Annotated in this window: 14 protein-coding genes and 1 riboswitch; of the genes, 6 read left to right on the forward strand and 8 right to left on the reverse strand. The window is 47.6% G+C overall.

Annotated features, from left to right (window positions below; all coding sequences use genetic code 11):
- The first annotated feature begins 176 nt into the window (after nt 1–176).
- The 4 genes from QCB45_RS02320 (at nt 177) to QCB45_RS02335 (ending at nt 7,781) form a co-directional block, all read left to right on the forward strand.
- On the forward strand, nt 177–1,388 hold the full coding sequence (locus tag QCB45_RS02320) for a multidrug effflux MFS transporter (protein WP_279418926.1): 1,212 nt from the start codon (nt 177–179) through the stop codon (nt 1,386–1,388).
- Nucleotides 1,389–1,693: 305 nt separating this feature from the next.
- Nucleotides 1,694–4,525 (forward strand): PAS domain S-box protein, encoded by a 2,832-nt coding sequence (locus QCB45_RS02325; RefSeq protein WP_279418927.1) that lies wholly within the window; start codon nt 1,694–1,696, stop codon nt 4,523–4,525.
- A gap of 63 nt (nt 4,526–4,588) precedes the next feature.
- Nucleotides 4,589–4,804, forward strand: a riboswitch (cobalamin riboswitch).
- A gap of 140 nt (nt 4,805–4,944) precedes the next feature.
- Nucleotides 4,945–6,771: a TonB-dependent receptor gene (locus QCB45_RS02330; RefSeq protein ID WP_279418928.1), complete on the forward strand. Its 1,827-nt coding sequence runs from the start codon at nt 4,945–4,947 to the stop codon at nt 6,769–6,771.
- A gap of 80 nt (nt 6,772–6,851) precedes the next feature.
- Nucleotides 6,852–7,781: a cobalamin-binding protein gene (locus tag QCB45_RS02335; protein WP_279418929.1), complete on the forward strand. Its 930-nt coding sequence runs from the start codon at nt 6,852–6,854 to the stop codon at nt 7,779–7,781.
- A gap of 2 nt (nt 7,782–7,783) precedes the next feature.
- On the opposite strand, the gene QCB45_RS02340 is transcribed toward QCB45_RS02335, so the two are convergent.
- The 6 genes from QCB45_RS02340 to QCB45_RS02365 all read right to left on the reverse strand — a co-directional run bounded on the left by QCB45_RS02340 (nt 7,784) and on the right by QCB45_RS02365 (nt 14,233).
- A complete protein-coding gene (locus QCB45_RS02340; RefSeq protein WP_279418930.1) occupies nt 7,784–9,199 on the reverse strand; it encodes a PilZ domain-containing protein in 1,416 nt (471 codons plus the stop codon).
- 222 nt (nt 9,200–9,421) lie between these two features.
- The gene (locus QCB45_RS02345) at nt 9,422–9,622 is read right to left on the reverse strand and encodes a hypothetical protein (RefSeq protein ID WP_279418931.1); all 201 of its coding nucleotides are present in this window, start codon (nt 9,620–9,622) and stop codon (nt 9,422–9,424) included.
- An 11-nt stretch (nt 9,623–9,633) separates the two neighbouring features.
- On the reverse strand, nt 9,634–10,404 hold the full coding sequence (gene kdsB / locus QCB45_RS02350; protein ID WP_279418932.1) for a 3-deoxy-manno-octulosonate cytidylyltransferase: 771 nt from the start codon (nt 10,402–10,404) through the stop codon (nt 9,634–9,636).
- A gap of 54 nt (nt 10,405–10,458) precedes the next feature.
- Nucleotides 10,459–10,659 carry a Trm112 family protein gene (locus QCB45_RS02355; protein WP_279420006.1) on the reverse strand — a complete coding sequence of 67 codons (201 nt, stop codon included), beginning with the start codon at nt 10,657–10,659 and terminating at the stop codon, nt 10,459–10,461.
- Nucleotides 10,660–10,673: 14 nt separating this feature from the next.
- Entirely contained in the window at nt 10,674–11,693 is a 1,020-nt protein-coding gene (lpxK, locus tag QCB45_RS02360; protein WP_279418933.1) for a tetraacyldisaccharide 4'-kinase, read from the reverse strand.
- On the reverse strand, nt 11,690–14,233 hold the full coding sequence (locus QCB45_RS02365) for a DNA internalization-related competence protein ComEC/Rec2 (protein ID WP_279418934.1): 2,544 nt from the start codon (nt 14,231–14,233) through the stop codon (nt 11,690–11,692). Before QCB45_RS02365 ends, lpxK begins: the two co-directional genes overlap by 4 nt.
- 52 nt (nt 14,234–14,285) lie before the next feature.
- Here QCB45_RS02365 and QCB45_RS02370 point away from each other — a divergent pair, with 52 nt between their 5' ends.
- Entirely contained in the window at nt 14,286–14,783 is a 498-nt protein-coding gene (locus QCB45_RS02370; protein WP_347710071.1) for a DUF2062 domain-containing protein, read from the forward strand.
- Nucleotides 14,784–14,914: 131 nt separating this feature from the next.
- Here QCB45_RS02370 and QCB45_RS02375 read toward each other — a convergent pair whose 3' ends face one another.
- A complete protein-coding gene (locus tag QCB45_RS02375; RefSeq protein ID WP_279418936.1) occupies nt 14,915–17,317 on the reverse strand; it encodes an ATP-binding protein in 2,403 nt (800 codons plus the stop codon).
- A 143-nt stretch (nt 17,318–17,460) separates the two neighbouring features.
- The gene (locus QCB45_RS02380) at nt 17,461–18,678 is read right to left on the reverse strand and encodes an ammonium transporter (protein ID WP_279418937.1); all 1,218 of its coding nucleotides are present in this window, start codon (nt 18,676–18,678) and stop codon (nt 17,461–17,463) included.
- Nucleotides 18,679–18,732: 54 nt separating this feature from the next.
- Between QCB45_RS02380 and QCB45_RS02385 the strand changes: the two genes are divergently transcribed.
- Nucleotides 18,733–19,644: a pyridoxal-phosphate dependent enzyme gene (locus QCB45_RS02385; protein ID WP_279418938.1), complete on the forward strand. Its 912-nt coding sequence runs from the start codon at nt 18,733–18,735 to the stop codon at nt 19,642–19,644.
- Nucleotides 19,645–19,708 lie beyond the last annotated feature (64 nt).

The following is a 19,708-nucleotide window of genomic DNA, read 5'->3' on the forward strand; positions in this document are numbered from 1 at the left end:
TCTTCACTACCGTTCGCCTTTTCACTTTATTTCTCTATCCGTTTGGATTCCAACTTAATAAATTCCCGCTTTATTCAATACGGTCAAAAAGCTCGTGTTAAAATCAAACTCTGTAATTATCATTACACTTAAACGTCATAAACCATTCAAGATGACACAGGACAGGACACACAGGCGTGAATTCCAATAAAAAAATCTGGCTCATTCTAATTGCGGCACTCGGCAATATGATTGCGCCCTTTTCGATCGATACCTACTTGCCTTCGTTTCCGGCAATAGAAAGCTATTACGATGTCTCCCGCGAAATCATGACCACCACCATGGGCGCCTATCTGGCCGCCTTCGCGATTACAACCCTCGTGTGGGGGCCACTCGCCGATCGTTTCGGCCGAAAGGCCATTGCAATCACCTCACTGATTGGGTTTGCATTGGTATCAGCCGGATGCGCCCTATCGCCTTCGTTCGACTATTTTATGACCTTCCGCATACTGCAAGGCGTATTTGCCGGAGGCGTTATTATTGCGGGGAGAGCGATGATCCGGGACGCTTTCCCTCCTAAAGAAGCGCAAAAAGCCATGGCGTTAATCATGATGGTATTTGCGATCGCTCCTGCCATCGCTCCGATTATCGGCGGGTTCCTGCAACACCATTACGATTGGGAAAGCATTTTCTGGTTTTTAACGGCTTACGGCATCATCACTTTTCTGCTTATCTTATTGTTTCTCAAAGAAACTCAGGCGGCCGAGCACGTGCAATCCATAGCTCCAAAAAAACTGATTTCTTCCTACGTTCACAGCCTTAAGCATCCAGTGTTTATCCGGGTTGTCCTGGCTCAATCATTTGTATTCGGCGGCTTCTTCGTCTACGTGGTCGGTTCCGCCAGCTTGATATTCGATCACCTGCATCTCGGTGCGGAAGATTTCTGGATTCAATTCGTGCCGATGGTCGGTGGAATGATGCTGGGATCGTTCTTCTCTCACCGGGTCTCTAACCACAAAACACCAATCGAAATGGCCAACATCGCCTTTGCCATCGGGGGTATCGCGGTAGTCACCAATCTGATTCTTGAACTTTTCACTGAGCCTCAAGTCATGACCGTCATCCCTCAGTTGAGCCTTTACGCTTTCGGGCTTTCTTTCGCGCTGCCGGTACTCTCTATCCTCGCCTTGGACTGTCTGCCTGAAAAGCGTGGTATGGCGGCTTCCCTGCAGAGTTTAATGCAGATGGGTATGATGGCCTTAGTGTCCATTTTAGTGGTTCCGCTGGTCCATGCCTCCCTACTTGAAATGGCGATTTCAATGGCATCTTTATGGTTTTTGGGATGGCTCCTCTGGTTGAACGTCCACCGCCGCTTACCCCGTCAGGCCGAACAGATACATGAGTTTTAAGCATTAAGAAACAAGCCGGACTTCATCCGTTCGGCTTGCCAAAGTGAAACATCGACACTCTCTTCCTTTTATTTCGTACTTTCCACAGGCCTGATTTAATTCATAGAAAAAACTCTATTGCACTTTACGTACTTTCAGGCAGAATAGCTCTAACGATTATTCTCTTTTTTCGAATGGTTATTCTTGAAATCATGTTTGCGGTCAAACAGGTACCCCCCAACAGCTATCAAAGTCTGTTTAAGCCGCTTATCCAGTGCCTACTTCACCTATCGCGGCACCTTTAACGCCTAAAAAGGAAAAGGGTTATGCAAAAAAAAGCGGGAGCGAACAATTTTAAACCGCTATACGATGTGCTTTTTGCAAGTTCAAAAGATGCCTTGATACTACTTGATGCCGAAACCGGTAAAATCATTGATTGCAGCAAGGCTGCGACCCAACAGCTTTCTACCGCATCATGCAACGATATCATCGGAAACACCCTAGCGGAACTGTCCCCCGAGCATCAACCAGACGGCAGCCTTTCAACAGAATTTACTAAAAAACACCTCCAACAGGCTCTAACCCACGATTCAGACATCTTTAACTGGCATTTCAAAACCGACCATAATAATGAGACTTCCTCTCAAATCACGTTGCAGGGGGTTGATTACGATGGAAAAAAGTGTGTTTTAGCAACCCTGATCCCTCTCAAAAAAACTGAGTATGACGAAGCCAGACTAAACGCTGCTCAAAACCTAGCCAGCCTGGGGAGCTGGGAAATGGATCTGATCACAAACAAATTATGGTGGTCTGATGAAATCTTCCGAATTTTCGAAGTTGATCCCAAACAATTCGAAGCGTCCTACGACGCCTTCATCAACGTCATTCATCCGGATGACAGAGAATCCGTCAATCAGGCCTACCAGGATTCCATAAAAAACAAAACACGTTATGAAACGGATCATAGACTACTATTTCCGGATGGACGGGTTAAATACGTTCATGAACGTGGCGAGCACGAGTTCGACTCTTCGGGAAAGCCGTTACGTACGCTCGGAACCGTTCAAGATATTACCGAACGAAAACAGATGGAAATCCTCGTACAAGAATCCGAAAAGAAGCACCGAGCCATTTATGAAGGTGCCCTGGATGGCATTGTCGTCGCAAACATTGAAACCAAACAACTGATCGACGGCAACGCCGCTCTCTGCAATATGCTGGGATACAACCTGGATGAATTGAGAACACTCAAAGTTGACGACATTCACCCTCAACAAGATTTACCCTACGTATTTGAACAGTTCGAAAAACAAGCCCGTGGAGAAATCGCACTGGCTGCGGAACTGCCCGTTCAACGCAAAGACGGTTCGGTATTTTATGCCGACGTCAACAGTACACCTCTGATAACAGACGATAAACCCTATATCTTGGGTGTTTTCAGGGACGTCAGCGAACGGCGGCAGAATCAGGAACGATTCAAACTGTTTCGTGCCCTACTGGATCAGTCCGGCGATTCGATTGAAGTACTTGATCCGGAAACTTTGCAATTTCTGGATGTCAATGAAACGGAATGCAAGGAACTCGGCTATACACGTGAAGAGATGCTTTCGATGAGTGTGTTCGACATCGACGCCGTATTCGATAAAGAAAAAGCTAAGTACGTCAAAAAAGAGGTCGATGAAACCGGAAAGGTTCATCTTGAAACCATACACAAACGAAAGGACGGATCAACGTTTCCGGTCGAGGTTCGCGCTTCGGTCGTCAACTTAGACAAACCGTATCTGATCAGTATCGCCCGAGACATCACCGAACAAAAAGAAGCACAGAAAAAACTGCGTGAAAGCGAACTCGCCTACCGAACCTTGACGGAAAACCTTCCCGGCCTCGTATACAGGGTCCTTATCCAAGACAATTACCATATGGAGTTCTATAACGACCTGACAGTCGAAATCACCGGTTATACGGAAGAAGAACTCACGACCGGTGATATTTGTTCGATCGACCCACACATCCTCGATGAGGATCGCCCAAAGGTACTCGAGGAAGTCGACAAAGCGATCGTCGAAAAACGTTCTTTTGCCGTTGAATATCGCTTGAAACACAAAAACGGCGACATCCTCTGGATGCAAGAAAAAGGCATGCCGGTATTCGATGAAGAAGGAAATCTTCTATACATAGACGGCATGATATTCGACATCACTGAAAACAAGCACAATCAAGAATCTCTGCGCTTGAGCGAAGAAAAATTCCGCGCACTGATCGAGTCCACCAGCGATTGGATCTGGGAGGTAAATCCTAAGGGAATTTATACCTACGTCAGTCCGCAAGTCGAAACCCTGCTCGGTTATCCTCCACAAGAAGTCATCGGCAAATCCCCATTCGATTTCATGCCTAACGAAGAAAGAGAACGAGTCAGCAAGCGTTTTGCCAAACTTGCAGAAAAGCTTAAACCGATCAACATGCTGGAAAACACCAACGTCCATAAAGACGGTAGTTTAAAAATCATTGAAACCAGCGCTGTACCGTTTTTTGACGATAACGGAAACTTTCTCGGTTACCGCGGTGTCGATCGCGACATCACCGACCGCAAGCGCGCCGAAGCCCAAATCAAACGCATGGCGCATTACGACGCGCTGACCAATCTACCTAATCGCGCCCTGTTCCTGGATCGAATCAAACAGGAACTGGCAAGAGCCTATCGCGATGCAAGCCAATTCGCCCTATTGTTTATCGACTTGGATCACTTCAAAGAAATCAACGATACCCTGGGCCACGACATGGGCGACCTGCTTTTGCAGCAAGTCGCCGAACGCCTGACAGGCTGTGTTCGTCAAATGGATACGGTCGCGCGAATCGGCGGTGATGAATTCACAATTATACTCACCGAACTCAAGTCGCCGTCGGGTGCTGAACATGTTGCCAAAAAAATCATAGCCGCCATTACAGAGCCATTCAATCTAAATCAAGAAAAACGCAACATCGGATGCAGTATCGGTATCGCCATCTACCCTTCTGACGGGAAGGATCGGGAAACCCTGCTTAAACATTCCGATACCGCCATGTACTGCGCTAAAAAACTGCGCAATACCTACCACTTTTATTGCAATCCGGCTTTAGAGCCAAAAGGCGAAGAAGACGAACCGGCTATTGCCGAATAACTGATTTCAACAGGCCTGCCGTAATTGTCGCGCATTGCGATTTGCAAGCCTGGGTTTAAACCCTTACAATGCGCATTTTCTGGTGCTCATTTCACAAACAAGTGTCATGAGTTAAACGGGAAGTGAGGTGAGGTCTGTATACAAACATTCAGACCAATGCCTCCGCTGCCCCCGCAACGGTGATAGAGAAGACAGATTGAGAAGCCATTGGATTCATCCGAGAAGGCAATCTGGAATCGCTCTTAAGCCCGGATACCGGCCAGAAAAACTCGAGTGGTAACACACACTCTCAACCGATTGCGGAGGGCAATGCGGCGTGAATCTTACATGTAAGTATGTACCTAATTACAGGCACGACACTTGTCAAGCTAACGACCCATTTGCCTTCGTTCATAGACAAAATGAATTGAAGGAAAATCATGAAACTCAAACCACTTTCTTTGGCGCTACTGGCCGTCTTAACACCGTCATTAGAGGCTCAAGCGCAAGATACGACCTCACTGAACACTGTTTTGGTCACCGCCGACCACACCAGACAAACCGCTCATGCAATTACGTCCAACTATAAAGTCATTACACAAGAAGAGATTGAATCCAAAGGTTATACCAGTCTAGAAGACGCTTTGAAATACGAAGCCGGATTCAATTTCGTCACCTACGGCGGATTGGGTCAGACCACCTCCATCCATATGCGCGGTCAAAGCAATCGCAGTACCTTAGTGCTGATCGACGGCGTCGAAATGAACAACCCAATGGGAACCGGTGGTGCCCTACTTGGTAACCTGATGTTGTCGGACGTAGCGAGAATCGAAATCATAAAAGGCCCGCAATCAGGCATCTGGGGTGCCAACGCGAGTGCTGGTGTCATTAATATCTTGACTAAACACGCCACAAAACCTTCCGCAAAGGTTTCAATTGAAAGCGGTAGCCTTAACACAAAAAAACTGGCAACTTCTCTGTCAGCCGCATCGGAACAGGCAGATTTCCTGTTAAGCCTTTCCGACATCCGCTCCGACGGTTTCAGTGCGGTCAAAGCCTATAAAGAAGATGTTTCCAACTTTGAAAGCGACGCCTTTTCGCAAACAGACATCCTGTTCAAAATGGGATTGAATCTTGCCCCTGCACACCGCTTGGAAACTCTGATCAAAACCGCACGTGGAACGACCGATTACGATTGGACCAGCAACCCGGATCAGACCGACTTCGCCAGCGTTAACTACCGCAATACTCTTAAAAAGATCCTGTACCGTTATCATAAACCTCAGTTCAATGCCGATGTATATCTGAGCGATAACCAGATCGAACAGTATTATCAAGCCAACATCACCGAGATGGGCATCAAAGGCGGTTACACCTACGCGGCAGATCAATTACTGGGATTCGCAGCCACACACAAGGAATTCTTGAAACAGAGCAGTTCCGACCGTTACGACAACCAGGCCATTGCCATCAGCAATACCAACCAGTTTGCCGATAAACGTTGGATTCTGACTGAATCTCTGCGCAGCGACCGCTATAGCGATTTCGAAGACAAGGTCACAGGTAAAATTGGGGTCAAACATTACATCGACGGTTCGCTCTTCTTCAGCGCCAACTACGGAACGGCCTACAACGCTCCGACGTTGTTTGAGTTGACCTATGGTGCGACAAACAACCTCAAACCGGAAACCACCAGCGGTTACGATCTGACCGTAGGTACCGACGGATTCAGCCTCAGCTTCTACCATACAGAAACCGAAGATCTGATCCACTATGCAGGTTCCTGGCCAAACGATTATTACGAAAACCTGGCTGGCACCTCTAAATTTGAAGGGATTGAAATCGCCTATCAGCGCAACCTAAACGGCATCGACACCGATTTAAGTTTCAACTACGCACAAGGCACGGCGAAAGACGACGATGACAAATGGCTTGCCCGTCGTCCGGAACAGACGGCAAACCTTGGTTTGTCTTATTACGGCCTGAAAAATACGGTTGTAGATCTGCAAACGCAATATGTCGGCACCATGTATGATCTGGCAGACCAGAAAGGCGCTCAAATTGGAGATTACTTCGTGACCGACTTGATTCTGAACTATCAGGTCAACAAACAGCTTAGCCTCTATGCCAAGGCCATCAACCTGTTTGACGAAGACTATACTCGTGCCGTCGCCCAATATGTCGGTTACGACTCGAACAACGAGCCTCAGTACGTTTACGCCAACGGCGGCAGACTGTACTATTTCGGGCTTCGCGGAGAGTTCTGATCCTTTAGGTTCCTACTTCAAGCAAATCCAAAAAGGGCAAAAAATCTTTGCCCTTTTTTTATTTTCAAAGGTTAAACTTCATGGTGTTAACTCAATTCCAACCCGAATCTTTCAAACCAACAGGACGAATCATGCCTTTTAGAGCTTGGTTACTGGCCACTTTTCTGCTTTTGCATTTTCAACAGGCCTGCTCAAAACCGATTGAAGAAAAAGTTTATCACAGGGTAATCAGCCTCTCCCCCCATCTGACCGAACTGCTATTCAGTGCCGGCGCCGGTGACAAACTGGTCGGGCGTGTCAGTTATTCCGACTATCCCCCGCAAGCGGGCAGCTTACCCGAAGTAGGCGCCTACAATGCGATTTCCATCGAAAAGGTCATCCAGCTCAAACCGGATCTCATCATCGCCTGGCAATCAGGTACCCGCCCTGTCGACGTTAACCGTTTGAAGCAACTGGGCTTCAACGTCATCCTGTCGGACTCCCAAAAACTTTCAGACATACCGAATGAGATCGAACGGTTCGGCAAACTTCTGCATACCGAATCGGTGGCCGAACCAGAAGCACAACGCTTACAAGCCATCTTAAAAAACTTAAATGATCACTATAGCTCACGAAAGCAGATTCGAGCCTTTTACCAAATATGGAATGCGCCCTTAATGACCGTTAATCATGAACAGTTTATCAGTCAAGCGATGCAGATTTGCGGCGCAAAAAATATCTTTTCAGACTTGCCGCTTCTGGCGGCCGAAGTCAATATCGAAACGGTTCTGCAGCGTGATCCGCAAGTTATATTGGTAGGAGGTGAACAGGCTATGCAGAACCAATGGCTGCAAGACTGGAAGAAATGGAATAGTCTGACGGCCGTGCGTAACGAGCAAATCTATCAACTGGATGCAGACCGCTTTCACCGAGCGACGGCTCGCTTAATCGATGGATTGGAAGGACTCTGCAAGGCCATCGACAAGGCCAGAAAGGCCATGTCCAAAACAGACAAAACGACTAAAGAGTAACCCTAAACGCCGAACGCATCATCCTCATCCAACAGACCGGAGGAGTTATAAGCGTCTTTCACTTCCAGCCCCTGAATCGCATGACTGATCAGCATGACTGTCTCTTCCGGAACCGTCATGAATTCGCAAGCGATCAGATATCTTCCCAGATCGGGTTTCGGTTCGATACGAACCACTTTGGCTCTCTGATGAATAATCTCGAATTCTTCGATTTCCGTCTTGGAAATATCGATACGGAAGAATAATTCCAGAATATCGTTTCTCTCGACCAGGAATTCGCTGTAAAAAGCAAATCCGCCCGGAGAAATATCCTGATATTCCTGAGACCAGTACTCGGGGAAGATGATGATGTAATTACTGCTGGAGATGTTGTTATAGATTTTCTCCATCAGCAAAGTGTAATGATATAGGTCGATGAACGCCTTCAACAACTTGGAACCGTTCTTCTTGTTTTTCTCGACGTAACCTCGAATATCGTGATCAATCTTCATTTTCTGAAGCATCGGTCCTTCGTATAACTTATGCGGCGTCGAATTTTCCAACAAGGTGATCGTGTGATTGTTAAGTTGGTTCAGCTTTTCTTCGAAATCGCGCAGGATCGATTCGGTACGGATATTCCCTTGCAATGAATCGTAATCAAGCACGTTTTTGACGTTTTCCTGCAAGAAACGCATCGCATTGCTGATATCCAGAATCCCGACGGAAATTCCGTTAAGTACCTCTCTCAGATACTCCAGTTTCTCCAGTACAACCATGAATAGGTCGTAGGCTTCCGGATAACTTTCCTGTAAGGACGATTTGATGTTCTTGGAATAGTTCACCACAATGGTGTCGAGCTTTTCATTAACGATCTTGTTGAAGTGCTTAACCCCGGAACTGTAGATATCCCCTTGCAGATCCTCGACCTTTTCATGATTACCGATACGAATGAAGTGGTAACTCATATTGGCTTGATAACGGAAATAACGTCGAGTATTTTCGCGGCGACTGCGTATCGCCAACGAATGCTTGCCGTGGTCATCCTTGTCTTTTTGGATCCAGTGCAGGGTTTTAGGGTGTGCATCGGCAAGAATGTTGTCGATAACTTCGTTTTCAGCGCCCGGTCGCTCCAAAACCACACCCAGTGCCTTATAAAGCACCTCTTGAAGGAATTGGAAATGAATCTCGCTGATGAACAGGCCTTTTGAAAAGGAAGTTATCTTGGCGACGATACAGGCACAGATTGTCTTTTCGACATAATCGACGTCTAATGGTTCGGTTGCCTTGAAAAGTTCGAAATGCTTTGAATATTGGCTTCTCAGATCCAACAGCATGATTTCCAGGGAACTGCTGCGAAGGATCCTATAGGCAATCTTCTTATACTCGAACGGTAAAGCTTCGATAAAAGAGTGATCGCTGTCGTAATGCGTACCCGGCATAACCTAGCAACCTGCCTTTAATGACAAATTTTGATGTATATTCATTGAAATCTTACGAGCATTCATCGTTTGTAATCGTTTTGGTCATTCATCAATTTTATTATGGTTAATATAATCCATAAAACGGCTTTTGAAAGCGAAAGTTTAGGGTAAAACCGGGTTTAATTGCCTATCACGTGTTTTATTTGAGTTTTTCGAGGTAAATCCATTAAAACACAGGCTTCAGGAAGGATTACTGAGTAGATGGTAAACCAGATAGCCGCCGTATATCACCACCATGACAATACTTAGCAAAGTAATTGGCCGCAGCCCCTTTTGCTCGACAACAATTCCTTGCTGTGCAAGCTTTCGCGCACGAAGCTTGGATTTTATCAACCAGTAGAAAAAATAGACGACGGCGGCAAGGGTTAGATATTTCAGCATGGATTCGACCGTCAGACTTCTCGATAACCTTGCATCAACTGACGCACACGCTGCAAATCGGCTTCGGTATCCACGCCGACACCGGCATCGCACAATGCATCCAGCACAAGAATCTTTTCACCGTGCCAAAGTACGCGAAGCTGCTCAAGCTTTTCCACCTGTTCCAAAGCGCATTCCGGCCAGGAAACATACTGTTTGACGAATCCGGCACGGTAGGCGTACAAACCGATATGACGCTTGTAACCCAAGTTTTCAGGCAGCGTTTTGACAGTTTGCGCAAACGTATCACGAGACCACGGCAAAGGTGCCCGGCTAAAATTGATGGCCCGGTTTGCGACATCGCGACTGACCTTGACCGCGTTCGGATCAAATACCGTCTCCACGTCCTCGATCGGCTCACACAAGGTCGCCATTGAAATTTCAGGGTGCGCCACCAAACCTTCAGCCACTTGATGAATCAGCTCCGGAGGCAACATCGGTTCGTCCCCTTGGACATTGACGATAATTTCATCTCCCTGAATACCGGCAATCTCGACGACCTCAGCGATACGTTCCGTACCCGACTGATGATGATCCGCCGTTAGACAGACCTCGGCGCCAAACCCTTCGCAGACATGCTGCACATCGCGCGATTCCGTTGCGACGATCACGCGATCCGCTCCTGACTGTTTGGCCTGCAACCAGGTCCATTCAATCATCGGCTTACCCTCAATCTCCATCAAAGGTTTTCCTGGCAAACGGCTCGATTCAAAACGCGCGGGGATAATAACGGTAAAGGCCATAAATGTTTCTTAATCCAAATTAATACAGTAATCCTAAATCTGCTTAAAAGCGGCTCAGGCCTTCTGGGAACGGAACTTTTCCGCTTCTTCCGCAGTAATCTGGCGCGCTTCATCCTCCAAAAGGATCGGAATACCGTCACGCACCGGATACGCCAGATTAGCCGCAGTGGAAATCAGTTCCTGATTCGTTTTATCGTAGATCAGTTTGGTTTTACTCACGGGGCAGACTAGAATTTCTAAAAGTTTAGGATCCATGCTTCTCTCAATTTTCACTTAATTTCTTGGTGTAATAGTGACCGTACCTGTTCATACAACGGTTCGAACAAAGCTTCGTCCGCTTGAGGCTCCACTTCCAAATACCACCAATTGTTTTTTTGCCCGGATTGGGCGAACTCGCTACATTTTACAGCATCTTTCTCGGTCATAAGTAAGGGTTTTTCATCGCCGTATTCAGTGAAGTCAGCCGATTTGTATGCATAATGATCGGCAAACGCCCGGCCTTCTACCTCGATCTGTAATTCATTCAACGTATCGAAGAACCGCTGGGGATTACCGATACCGGCAATCGCATTCACACTCTGTCCGGCAAACGCATTAGCAGGCAGCGTGTTTTTAGGATTGGTCAACTGACGGAAACAGACCGGCTGCAACTGCATCGCAAAACTCTTTTGCGGAAACTCGATGCTCTTGGGCATGTTGCCGTTATAGACGATGAAATCCACCTGCTGTAAACGTTCTTTAGGTTCTCTTAAAGGCCCGGCAGGCAGGCACAAACCATTTCCGAATTGACGCTGGGCATCGACCATCACAACTTCAATATCACGAGGCAATTCATAGTGCTGCAAGCCGTCGTCGCTGACGATGACATCAATGTCATGCCGTTGCATCATCAAAGCGACCGCCTGGCAGCGTTGAGGGGCAACCGCAACCGGGCATTGCAACTGTTTGGCCAACAATACAGGTTCATCACCAAGCTGTTTGGGGTCACTGGCCGGATGAGCTTCCTGCGGCCAGTGTTTGGATTTACCGCCGTATCCGCGACTGACAATGCCCACGTTCAAACCTTGCTGACGTAGCTGCCTTACCAACCAGATGATAAATGGGGTTTTACCACTGCCACCGACCACGACATTACCGACCACAATCACGACCGCACCGGTCGGCTTCGGTGGTGGAAATTGCCTGAAACGCTCTAGTCGGCGCTTCGCTTCCCAACACACCAAACTACCCAAAGGTTTTAGCAACGTAGTTTTCCAGTTGGTTCGGCTCCAAAACGATGGCCAGCTCATTGAAACAGGATTCCTTTCTCATTCGTTAAACAGCTGTGATGATACCATTTACTCAAGGTTTTTCTGACCTGATATGCCGGTAATGGATTAAATTTTCCGCTTTCATTACCAATTTCATAACCGATTCCACCTGAACAAGCCGTATTAAACCAAAAGATTTCAGGAGCGAGACGTTGCAACGTCTCCTCTGTAGGAAAGTGGTAACGGTTATGATAACCAGCCGAAAACACCACCACTTCTGGCTGAACTTGACGCAACCAAATACTCGATGTCGAATAACGGCTGCCATGATGTCCAGCCACCAATATATCCGCTTTCAACTTGTCACCATATAGCTCGATCAGGCGTTTTTCACCTTTGGCACTCAAATCGCCGCTAATTATTACCGAAGACGAGTCAGACCTTCCGCCGGCTGTTACCTTAAGTACACAAGAACGATCGTTATCGCTACGCAAGCCAACATCACCTTCCGAGACTCCGGGAGACAGCACTTCAAAAACGACGCCATCCCATTTCCACTTCTGCCCCGCCGAACAATTCTCAACCGGGTAAGAACCTGACAGTCCTTCCTGAACCTTTTTCGGCTGTCCACTGACAACATGCTTGACCCTGAATTGGCGAAGCAAACGCTCTAAGCCGCCCGCGTGGTCGATGTCACTGTGACTCACCATCACTAAATCCACCTCCGACCGGTTTTGAGCGCGCAAAAACGGCAAAATGGCAAGTTTGGCGCCATCCATCTTATCGCCCCATTTTGCTCCGGTATCGTATATCATCACATGATTCCGGGTTTCGATCACCAAAGCCTGTCCCTGCCCGACATCCAGTACATGCAACCAGGCCTGCCGGTTTTCAGGTCTTGACCATAACGGATTTCCCAACGACCATACTGAAAAAATCAGCAAGAACACCCCAGCTGAAAAGCGTATCCATATCGGTTTCTTCAGCAACGTAGCAAATAAAAGAACGTAGGTTGTTACCACTTGCCAAAATTCAAGGCTCCCCCCTATAGAACTAAACACAGAACGATCATTCATTGAAACCAGCAAATTCCAAATCGGCTTCCAAATCCAATCCAGCCATGCCACTGTATGCACGGCGAAATCCACCGAAAACAGACTGATGACAGAGACGACAAACACCAAAGGAAGACCGATAAAACTTACAAACGGCACGGCAACCAAATTGGCAATCAAACTGTAGCTTGGCAAAAAATGAAACATCCATAACAGATAAGGCGCCAATCCGGCTGTCAGGGCCAGTTGTATCCAAAGCAGTTGCAGCCAGCGTGATGAGCGTTTGACCATAGGAATCTGCAAGACGGCAAAAATCAACGCCACGGCCATAAAAGAGAGCCAGAATCCCACGCTTAACACGGAACGAGGATCCCATAACACAACAGAAAACGCCGCCAGAAACAGAGCTTGCCAAGGTTGAAACGGACGTTTAAGAAACAAGAACAACAACACCGCCAACACCATCAAGTAGGCGCGTTGTGTAGGAATGGCAAAACCGGACAGGATCAAATAAAAACTGGCGAACAGCAAACCGCCTGTTGCCGCAACGACAGGAAGGTTAAAACGCTTCACACGATACAAACCCAACCACCATAGTCCCTTGAAAATCCAATAGCCCAGCGCTGCGACAATCCCCATGTGCAAGCCGGAAATCGCCATAAGATGAACCGTACCGGTATTTTGCAGTACCTGCCATTGCGCGTCACTGATGTTATGCTTATCGCCATAACTTAATGCCTGGTAAATACCGCCTAATTCACTCCGTTCAAACGCACTGCTCAGACGCTGAGCCAAATGGTAGCGCAATCCATAAACGCTCGAATCCTCTAGCTTACGATTGGCTTCCTTCGTACTCGACTTCTGAATGATGTAACCTTTAGCCGCGATACGGTTCTGATAGAGCCAGGTTTCATAATCCAGAGCGCCCAAATTCATCGATGCATGATTCGCCCTCAATTTCACGGTGAACTGCCACTGTTCGCCTGGTTTAGGAATGACTTGAGGTGCCGTCTCTTCTGCAGTTTTTATATACCAGTTCAATTGCACTTTGGGTTTTAAAATTGACCAGGCCTGTTCAGTTTTAATCTGTAAATCCGATTGAACCGCTGAAAAACCCGAACCCGGATTGCCAATCTTCTGCAACTCAAACATAAACCGCATCCGGGTACTATGACTGCCATGCTCCACTTCCGGCAACCCAATCACGGTACCTTGAATTTGTACCGGTCGATTAACCCAGTTCTCATCGACGGAAACCGAAAAAAAAGTCTGCCAAAAGACCCAACTCCATCCTATAATGAATCCCAATAAAACATTACTAAGCCAAGTTAAATACTGGCCTTTAACCCAAACAGGATGTTTTCTTAGCGTATCTTCACGGTTGCGTTTCCAGCCTCTGCGAACCATCTCATTGGCGATCAAAACGACTAAAGCGACAACGGCGGGCCACAAACCCGACGTCTGAACGCCTTGATAAAAACCGGACACTGCTAAGACAAACGCAATAACAAAACTAATAAACATGCCCAAAAAGCTCATTAAACGTTATATGCCGACCCCGGAAAAAATCAAAAACATGAAGGGGTTGGGCATTTTAGGAAAATGGTTGCATAATCCCAGTATCTGGCATTTTCACCGTCATTCCGTTTCGAAAGCCTTCCTGATTGGAATGTTCTGGATGGCGATTCCAGTTCCTGCACAGATGGTGGCTTCCGCTTTCACTGCAATTCTGTTCCGCGCGAATTTACCTGTCAGTGTCGCGCTCGTCTGGATCAGTAATCCGTTTACCATGCCGCCAATTTTCTATTTTAACTATCTGGTCGGTGCCTACATCCTCGGTCAAGACGCTTCCGAAGACTGGCACTTCGAACTTAGCTGGCAATGGCTGATTCACACCCTGGGCGACTTATGGATGCCATTATTCCTCGGCAGTGCCATCGTCGGTATTGTTCTCGGTGTAGCAAGCTATTTCACCATCGACCTGCTGTGGCGACGACACGTGATCAAAAACTGGAAAGAACGCCGCAGTAAAAAGTGGCGTAAAAAATTCCGTAAAGAAGGGCTCAAAAAATAGCCCCAAAGTAACCCTACAAAACACCTAGAAATAAAAAAGGCCAACTTCGAATCATCAAAGCTGGCCTCTGCGTCGGCTAATGGTCAACCGTTACCTCCCGGAAACGGCTCCCGAAACGTCTTTTAAATCGTTCAATCATCGTTGTCGTGTTTCTCATTCATCTTTTCCAAAGCCGCAACCACTTTCGCATTGACACTGCCCTCCGGGAAATCTCCGTCGTCGTTTTCCGAACCGACCGCCAACCCGGTCAATAAGCCGAGTGCATCGTCAATATGACTCATGGTATAGACGTGGAACTGCCCCTCTTCGACCGCATTACGCACTTTCGAGCTCAACATCAAATGCGCGGCATTCGCTTCCGGAACAATGACCCCTTGAGTTCCAGTCAGTCCGCGTGCTTCACAGACTTTAAAGAAGCCTTCAATCTTTTCGTTAACCCCGCCGATTGGTTGAATCTCACCGAATTGGTTAATCGATCCAGTGATTGCCAAATCCTGCCTCATCGGCACATGGGCAATTGAAGAGATCAGAGCCAGCAATTCTGCTGAGGAGGCCGAATCCCCTTCGACACCGTTATAAGATTGCTCCATAACGATAGAAGCGCTGAAGCCGAGCGAACGCTGCTTCATATAACGCCCGCGAAGGTAACCGCTGAGGATCAACATCCCTTTGGAGTGGATCGGTCCGGCCATTTCCACTTCACGTTCGATATCGACCACTCCTTCATCCCCTGCCGAAGCCTGGGCTGTGATTCGTACCGGCTGACCAAAGGACAATTTACCAACGGTCAGCACCGTCAAGCCATTCACCTGACCGACATGTTCGCCCTTCAACGAAATCAACACCTGCTGTTCGATGATCGCGCGATGGTAATAATCCTCCATCAAACCGGTGTGGAAATCCCGCTGAAGAATGGTTTCCTCAATGGTCTTACGGGTCACCTGCATCTCGCCGTTGGCACGGGCATAAGCGTTCGCTTCCGCCAACACATCACGTAAAATCGCCTTGTTGGTATAAAGACGGTTGGCATCCTCAGCCATGCGCGAAGCATACTCGATCAGACATTCGTAAGCCGTAACGTCAATCGGCAAGTCTTCCCACAATCCAACTTCGTAAGCCAGCTGACGTGCTAAAGTCACTTCATGTTCGGCCGTTCTTTCCAGTTCGACTTCAAATTCCACCTGTACCTTAAACAGACGGCCAAACTCCGGATCGATTTCCTGTAAAGCATAAAAATGTGCTGACTGACCCGCCAGAACCAATGTCACGTTCAGAGGAAAATCTGGAAGATGGTACGGCACCACATTACGCGAAGAAGGGATCTCAAACGTGATCTTTTTGGACATCAATGCGGCCTTAAGATGCGACCAGATATCCGGATCCTTAAGCACCGACTGGATTCCCAGAATCAGGAAACCGCCGTGCGCCTGCTGTAACAAACCGGCCTGATGGCTCATCGCCAAACTCAAGGTATCTACCGCCGAAGCCGCTGCCGAATTGATGGCATAACCGAACAACTTAGGCATACTTGCATTCTGCTCGTAGATAACAGGTGCACTATCCAGCCCTCGATGATCGACCAATAGATTGACTTCAAAAATCGAAAGTCCCTGCTGTTCGCTCAGCAGTTCCTCCATACTGATCTGGGCCCCCGGAGTGGTCACTTGATCGGCACTCTGATCCCAGAACAGGTGAAGCTTGGCGACCAAGCTGGTTTGCAGGTCATCCAGATACTGTTTGATCTTATCGGTTTCGCCAAACTCCATTTTCAAGGAGTCGATCAATGGCCGGATATGGTCGGTCGCCACTTCGGTATTCAGTTTCTTACCCGCATCCAAATACTCATGCTGTAAAAAAGGAAAATGCGTCAAGGCTTGGTTCAATGCGGTTTCGACCTCATCCATCGCATTGGCGAAATGCTCCTGAACCTTTTCGTCAAATGCTTTAAGTTCACTCAGCTTATAACGTTTATCATCCACCACAGCGGACAACATGAAGTTGTTTTCGGTCTGTATGATCTCGATACTCAAACTTTCCGCCAACTCAAACGCCGGTTCCAAGATCGCCTGTTGTTTATCGGCCAGTTCGTTTTCCAATTGCTGGCTTCTCAACTGATAGGCATGACCGTCGAACACAATCGGTAACTGTGATTTCAACTGAGTAATCAGCGCTTCCATCGCCAGTTTGAATTCATGACCATGCCCGGCTGTAAAATAGAGATATTGAGTTTTATCACTGTCGCTGAAATCGGAAACCAACACCACGTCTTTCGGTTCCGGCTTAAGCTTGGCCGCTTGATTCAGCAATGCTTTCGTCATGCCGATACGACCGACTCCCGGTTCCCCCATGATGAAGATATGGTTCTGATTACGTTTCAGGTGCAGTCCGAAATTCAGCGACTGATAAGCTCTCGGGTGAAAGCGTTTCATGAATTCAATAACGTCGCGGTCTTCGACTTTTATTTTGCTGGGATCAAATTCTTCAGCATTAATGGAGGTATATCGATAGAGTTTTTCAGGAGTGAGTTTTCGCATCAAATTCGCCAAATTATTATTTTTATATCAATATCTTAAACATGCAAAGCAATAAAAAAGGGAGTTGCTTCCAACGAAGCAACTCCCTTTATCATACCCGACAATGCCCGCTTGCAGAAGCGCGGCATTCCATAATCCGAACGTTAATAATCCTCACGCGGCGGATTCGCATGGATACGGTGAATACTCAAATCCGCTCCATTGTATTCCTGCTCTTCGGTCAAACGCAGGCCGGATACTTTTTTAATGATGCCGTAAATCACGGTCGCACCGACAACAGCAACAATAATTCCCATCAAGGTACCGATAATCTGAGACTCGATGGCAACACCACCCAGTCCGCCAAGCGCAGCAGTACCGAAGATACCGGCCGCAATAGCGCCCCAAACACCACACAATCCGTGCAGTGCCCAAACACCCAAAACGTCATCGATCTTAAGATTCTTCTGAGTCCAGGTGAACGCTTTAACAAACAATGCTCCTGCAATCAGACCGATCACCAAGGCACCCAACGGGCTAACCACGTCCGAACCGGCACAGATTGCAACCAAACCTGCCAATGGACCGTTATGAACGAATCCAGGGTCCTTGTCGCCAATGAACGTCGCAGCAAGGATGCCACCAACCATCGCCATCAAGGAGTTCACCGCAACCAAGCCTTGAATGCCTTCGATCGCCTGTGCGGACATCACGTTAAATCCGAACCAGCCAACGGTAAGAATCCATGCACCCAACGCCAGGAAAGGAATGCTTGAAGGCGGATGCGTCATTTTGATCTGACCGTCTTTACTGTAACGGCCTTTACGTGCGCCAAGCAACAATACCGCGATCAGTGCGATCCAACCGCCTACACCGTGAACCACGATCGAGCCGGCAAAGTCGTGGAATCCTGCGCCGAAATTCTCTTCAAGAAGCGCCTGAATACCGAAGTTTCCGTTCCATGCAATCCCTTCAAAGAAAGGATAAACCAGCGCTACGATGAAGAAAGTCGCCGCTAGCTGAGGATAGAATTTCGCGCGCTCGGCAATCCCACCGGAAACAATCGCAGGAATCGCCGCAGCAAACGTCATCAAGAAGAAGAACTTAACCAGGTCATAACCCGAACGCTCAGTCATCGCCTGAGTCAAAGCTCCGTCAAGATTAAACCCAAGGAAGACGCCGTAAGCAACGCCATAACCGATAAAGAAATACGCCACCGTGGAAACACCCAGATCACTCATGATCTTAACCAGGGCATTCACCTGGTTCTTGTGCTGTACGGTACCCACTTCCAAAAAGGCAAAACCGGCATGCATAAACAATACTAAAATAGCGCCTAGTAAGATGAACAAAACATCGATGCTTGTCGTCAACTGTTCCACTGTCTTCTCCAAAAAATCTTATAATTATTTTTTCAGGCGGAATTCTAACAAAATATGCAGACGCGTTTTTCGAAAAATCCCACTCCTTTACAACCTATTAGCGATCCCTTATTCGAAAAAAAACGCATTCAGGTGTGGATTAAACGCGAAGATTTGAACCATCCCGATATCCAGGGAAACAAATGGCATAAACTCAGACACAACTTAGCCGCAGCCCTTGAAAAGGGCCAAACTGAATTGCTTACGTTCGGTGGCGCCTACTCCAATCACATCGCAGCCACCGCCTTTGCCGCCAAGGAATACGGATTGAAGAGTATTGGCCTGATCCGCGGTGACGAACTGGCCGATAATCCGCAGCGTTGGAGCCATACACTGAAGCTTGCCTCTGAAAACGGTATGCAACTGATTTTTCTCAACCGTCAAGAGTACCGTAAAAGAAACGACGCCTCGTTTCTGCAAACGCTTCAAGAACGCTATCCAAATGCTTTCATTCTCCCTGAAGGCGGCAGCAATGCCTTGGCAGTGCTAGGTTTTGAGAGTCTGATGCAGAATCTGCAAGAGCAATGCCCGCAATGGACGCACCTTTACACCGCCGTCGGTACCGGCGGAACCCTGGCAGGCCTGGTCAAATATGCGTCCCCTTATTCCGGACGGAAGATACTCGGTGTCGCAACACTTAAAGAAGCCGACTACCTTTTGCCGCAAATCAGTCAATGGATCGGCAAAACTGAAGTCGTCGACTGGGAACTGCTCACCCAATACCATGACGGCGGCTACGGTAAACTTTCGGAAAATCTTCGTCTTTTCAAATCCCGCTTTGAAACCGATTACGACGTACCGCTCGATCCTGTATACACCGTCAAAGCTTTCCATGCGTTTTACCAACAACTGCAACAAGGGGAAATTCCGCCAGGCTCCAACGTCGTGCTATTGCATACAGGCGGCCTTCAAGGCAATTCCGTTTAAGCAGCATCCGTCTTTCCTCAAAAAACCTCCAAAACTTTCGGTTTCCTCAACCAAAATCGCTTTC

The organism is Thiomicrorhabdus sp. ZW0627 (genome assembly GCF_029767005.1).
Taxonomy (GTDB): Bacteria; Pseudomonadota; Gammaproteobacteria; order Thiomicrospirales; family Thiomicrospiraceae; genus Thiomicrorhabdus.

Bases quoted from the DNA above. Each gene is read 5' to 3' on its own strand.
- QCB45_RS02325 (WP_279418927.1), top strand. From the start codon at position 1,694: ATGCAAAAAAAAGCGGGAGCGAACAATTTTAAACCGCTATACGATGTG.
- QCB45_RS02330 (WP_279418928.1), top strand. From the start codon at position 4,945: ATGAAACTCAAACCACTTTCTTTGGCGCTACTGGCCGTCTTAACACCG.
- QCB45_RS02335 (WP_279418929.1), top strand. From the start codon at position 6,852: ATGGTGTTAACTCAATTCCAACCCGAATCTTTCAAACCAACAGGACGA.
- QCB45_RS02340 (WP_279418930.1), bottom strand. From the start codon at position 9,199: ATGCCGGGTACGCATTACGACAGCGATCACTCTTTTATCGAAGCTTTA.
- QCB45_RS02345 (WP_279418931.1), bottom strand. From the start codon at position 9,622: ATGCTGAAATATCTAACCCTTGCCGCCGTCGTCTATTTTTTCTACTGG.
- kdsB (WP_279418932.1), bottom strand. From the start codon at position 10,404: ATGGCCTTTACCGTTATTATCCCCGCGCGTTTTGAATCGAGCCGTTTG.
- QCB45_RS02355 (WP_279420006.1), bottom strand. From the start codon at position 10,659: ATGGATCCTAAACTTTTAGAAATTCTAGTCTGCCCCGTGAGTAAAACC.
- lpxK (WP_279418933.1), bottom strand. From the start codon at position 11,693: ATGAGCTGGCCATCGTTTTGGAGCCGAACCAACTGGAAAACTACGTTG.
- QCB45_RS02365 (WP_279418934.1), bottom strand. From the start codon at position 14,233: ATGTTTATTAGTTTTGTTATTGCGTTTGTCTTAGCAGTGTCCGGTTTT.
- QCB45_RS02370 (WP_347710071.1), top strand. From the start codon at position 14,286: ATGAAGGGGTTGGGCATTTTAGGAAAATGGTTGCATAATCCCAGTATC.
- QCB45_RS02375 (WP_279418936.1), bottom strand. From the start codon at position 17,317: ATGCGAAAACTCACTCCTGAAAAACTCTATCGATATACCTCCATTAAT.
- QCB45_RS02385 (WP_279418938.1), top strand. From the start codon at position 18,733: ATGCAGACGCGTTTTTCGAAAAATCCCACTCCTTTACAACCTATTAGC.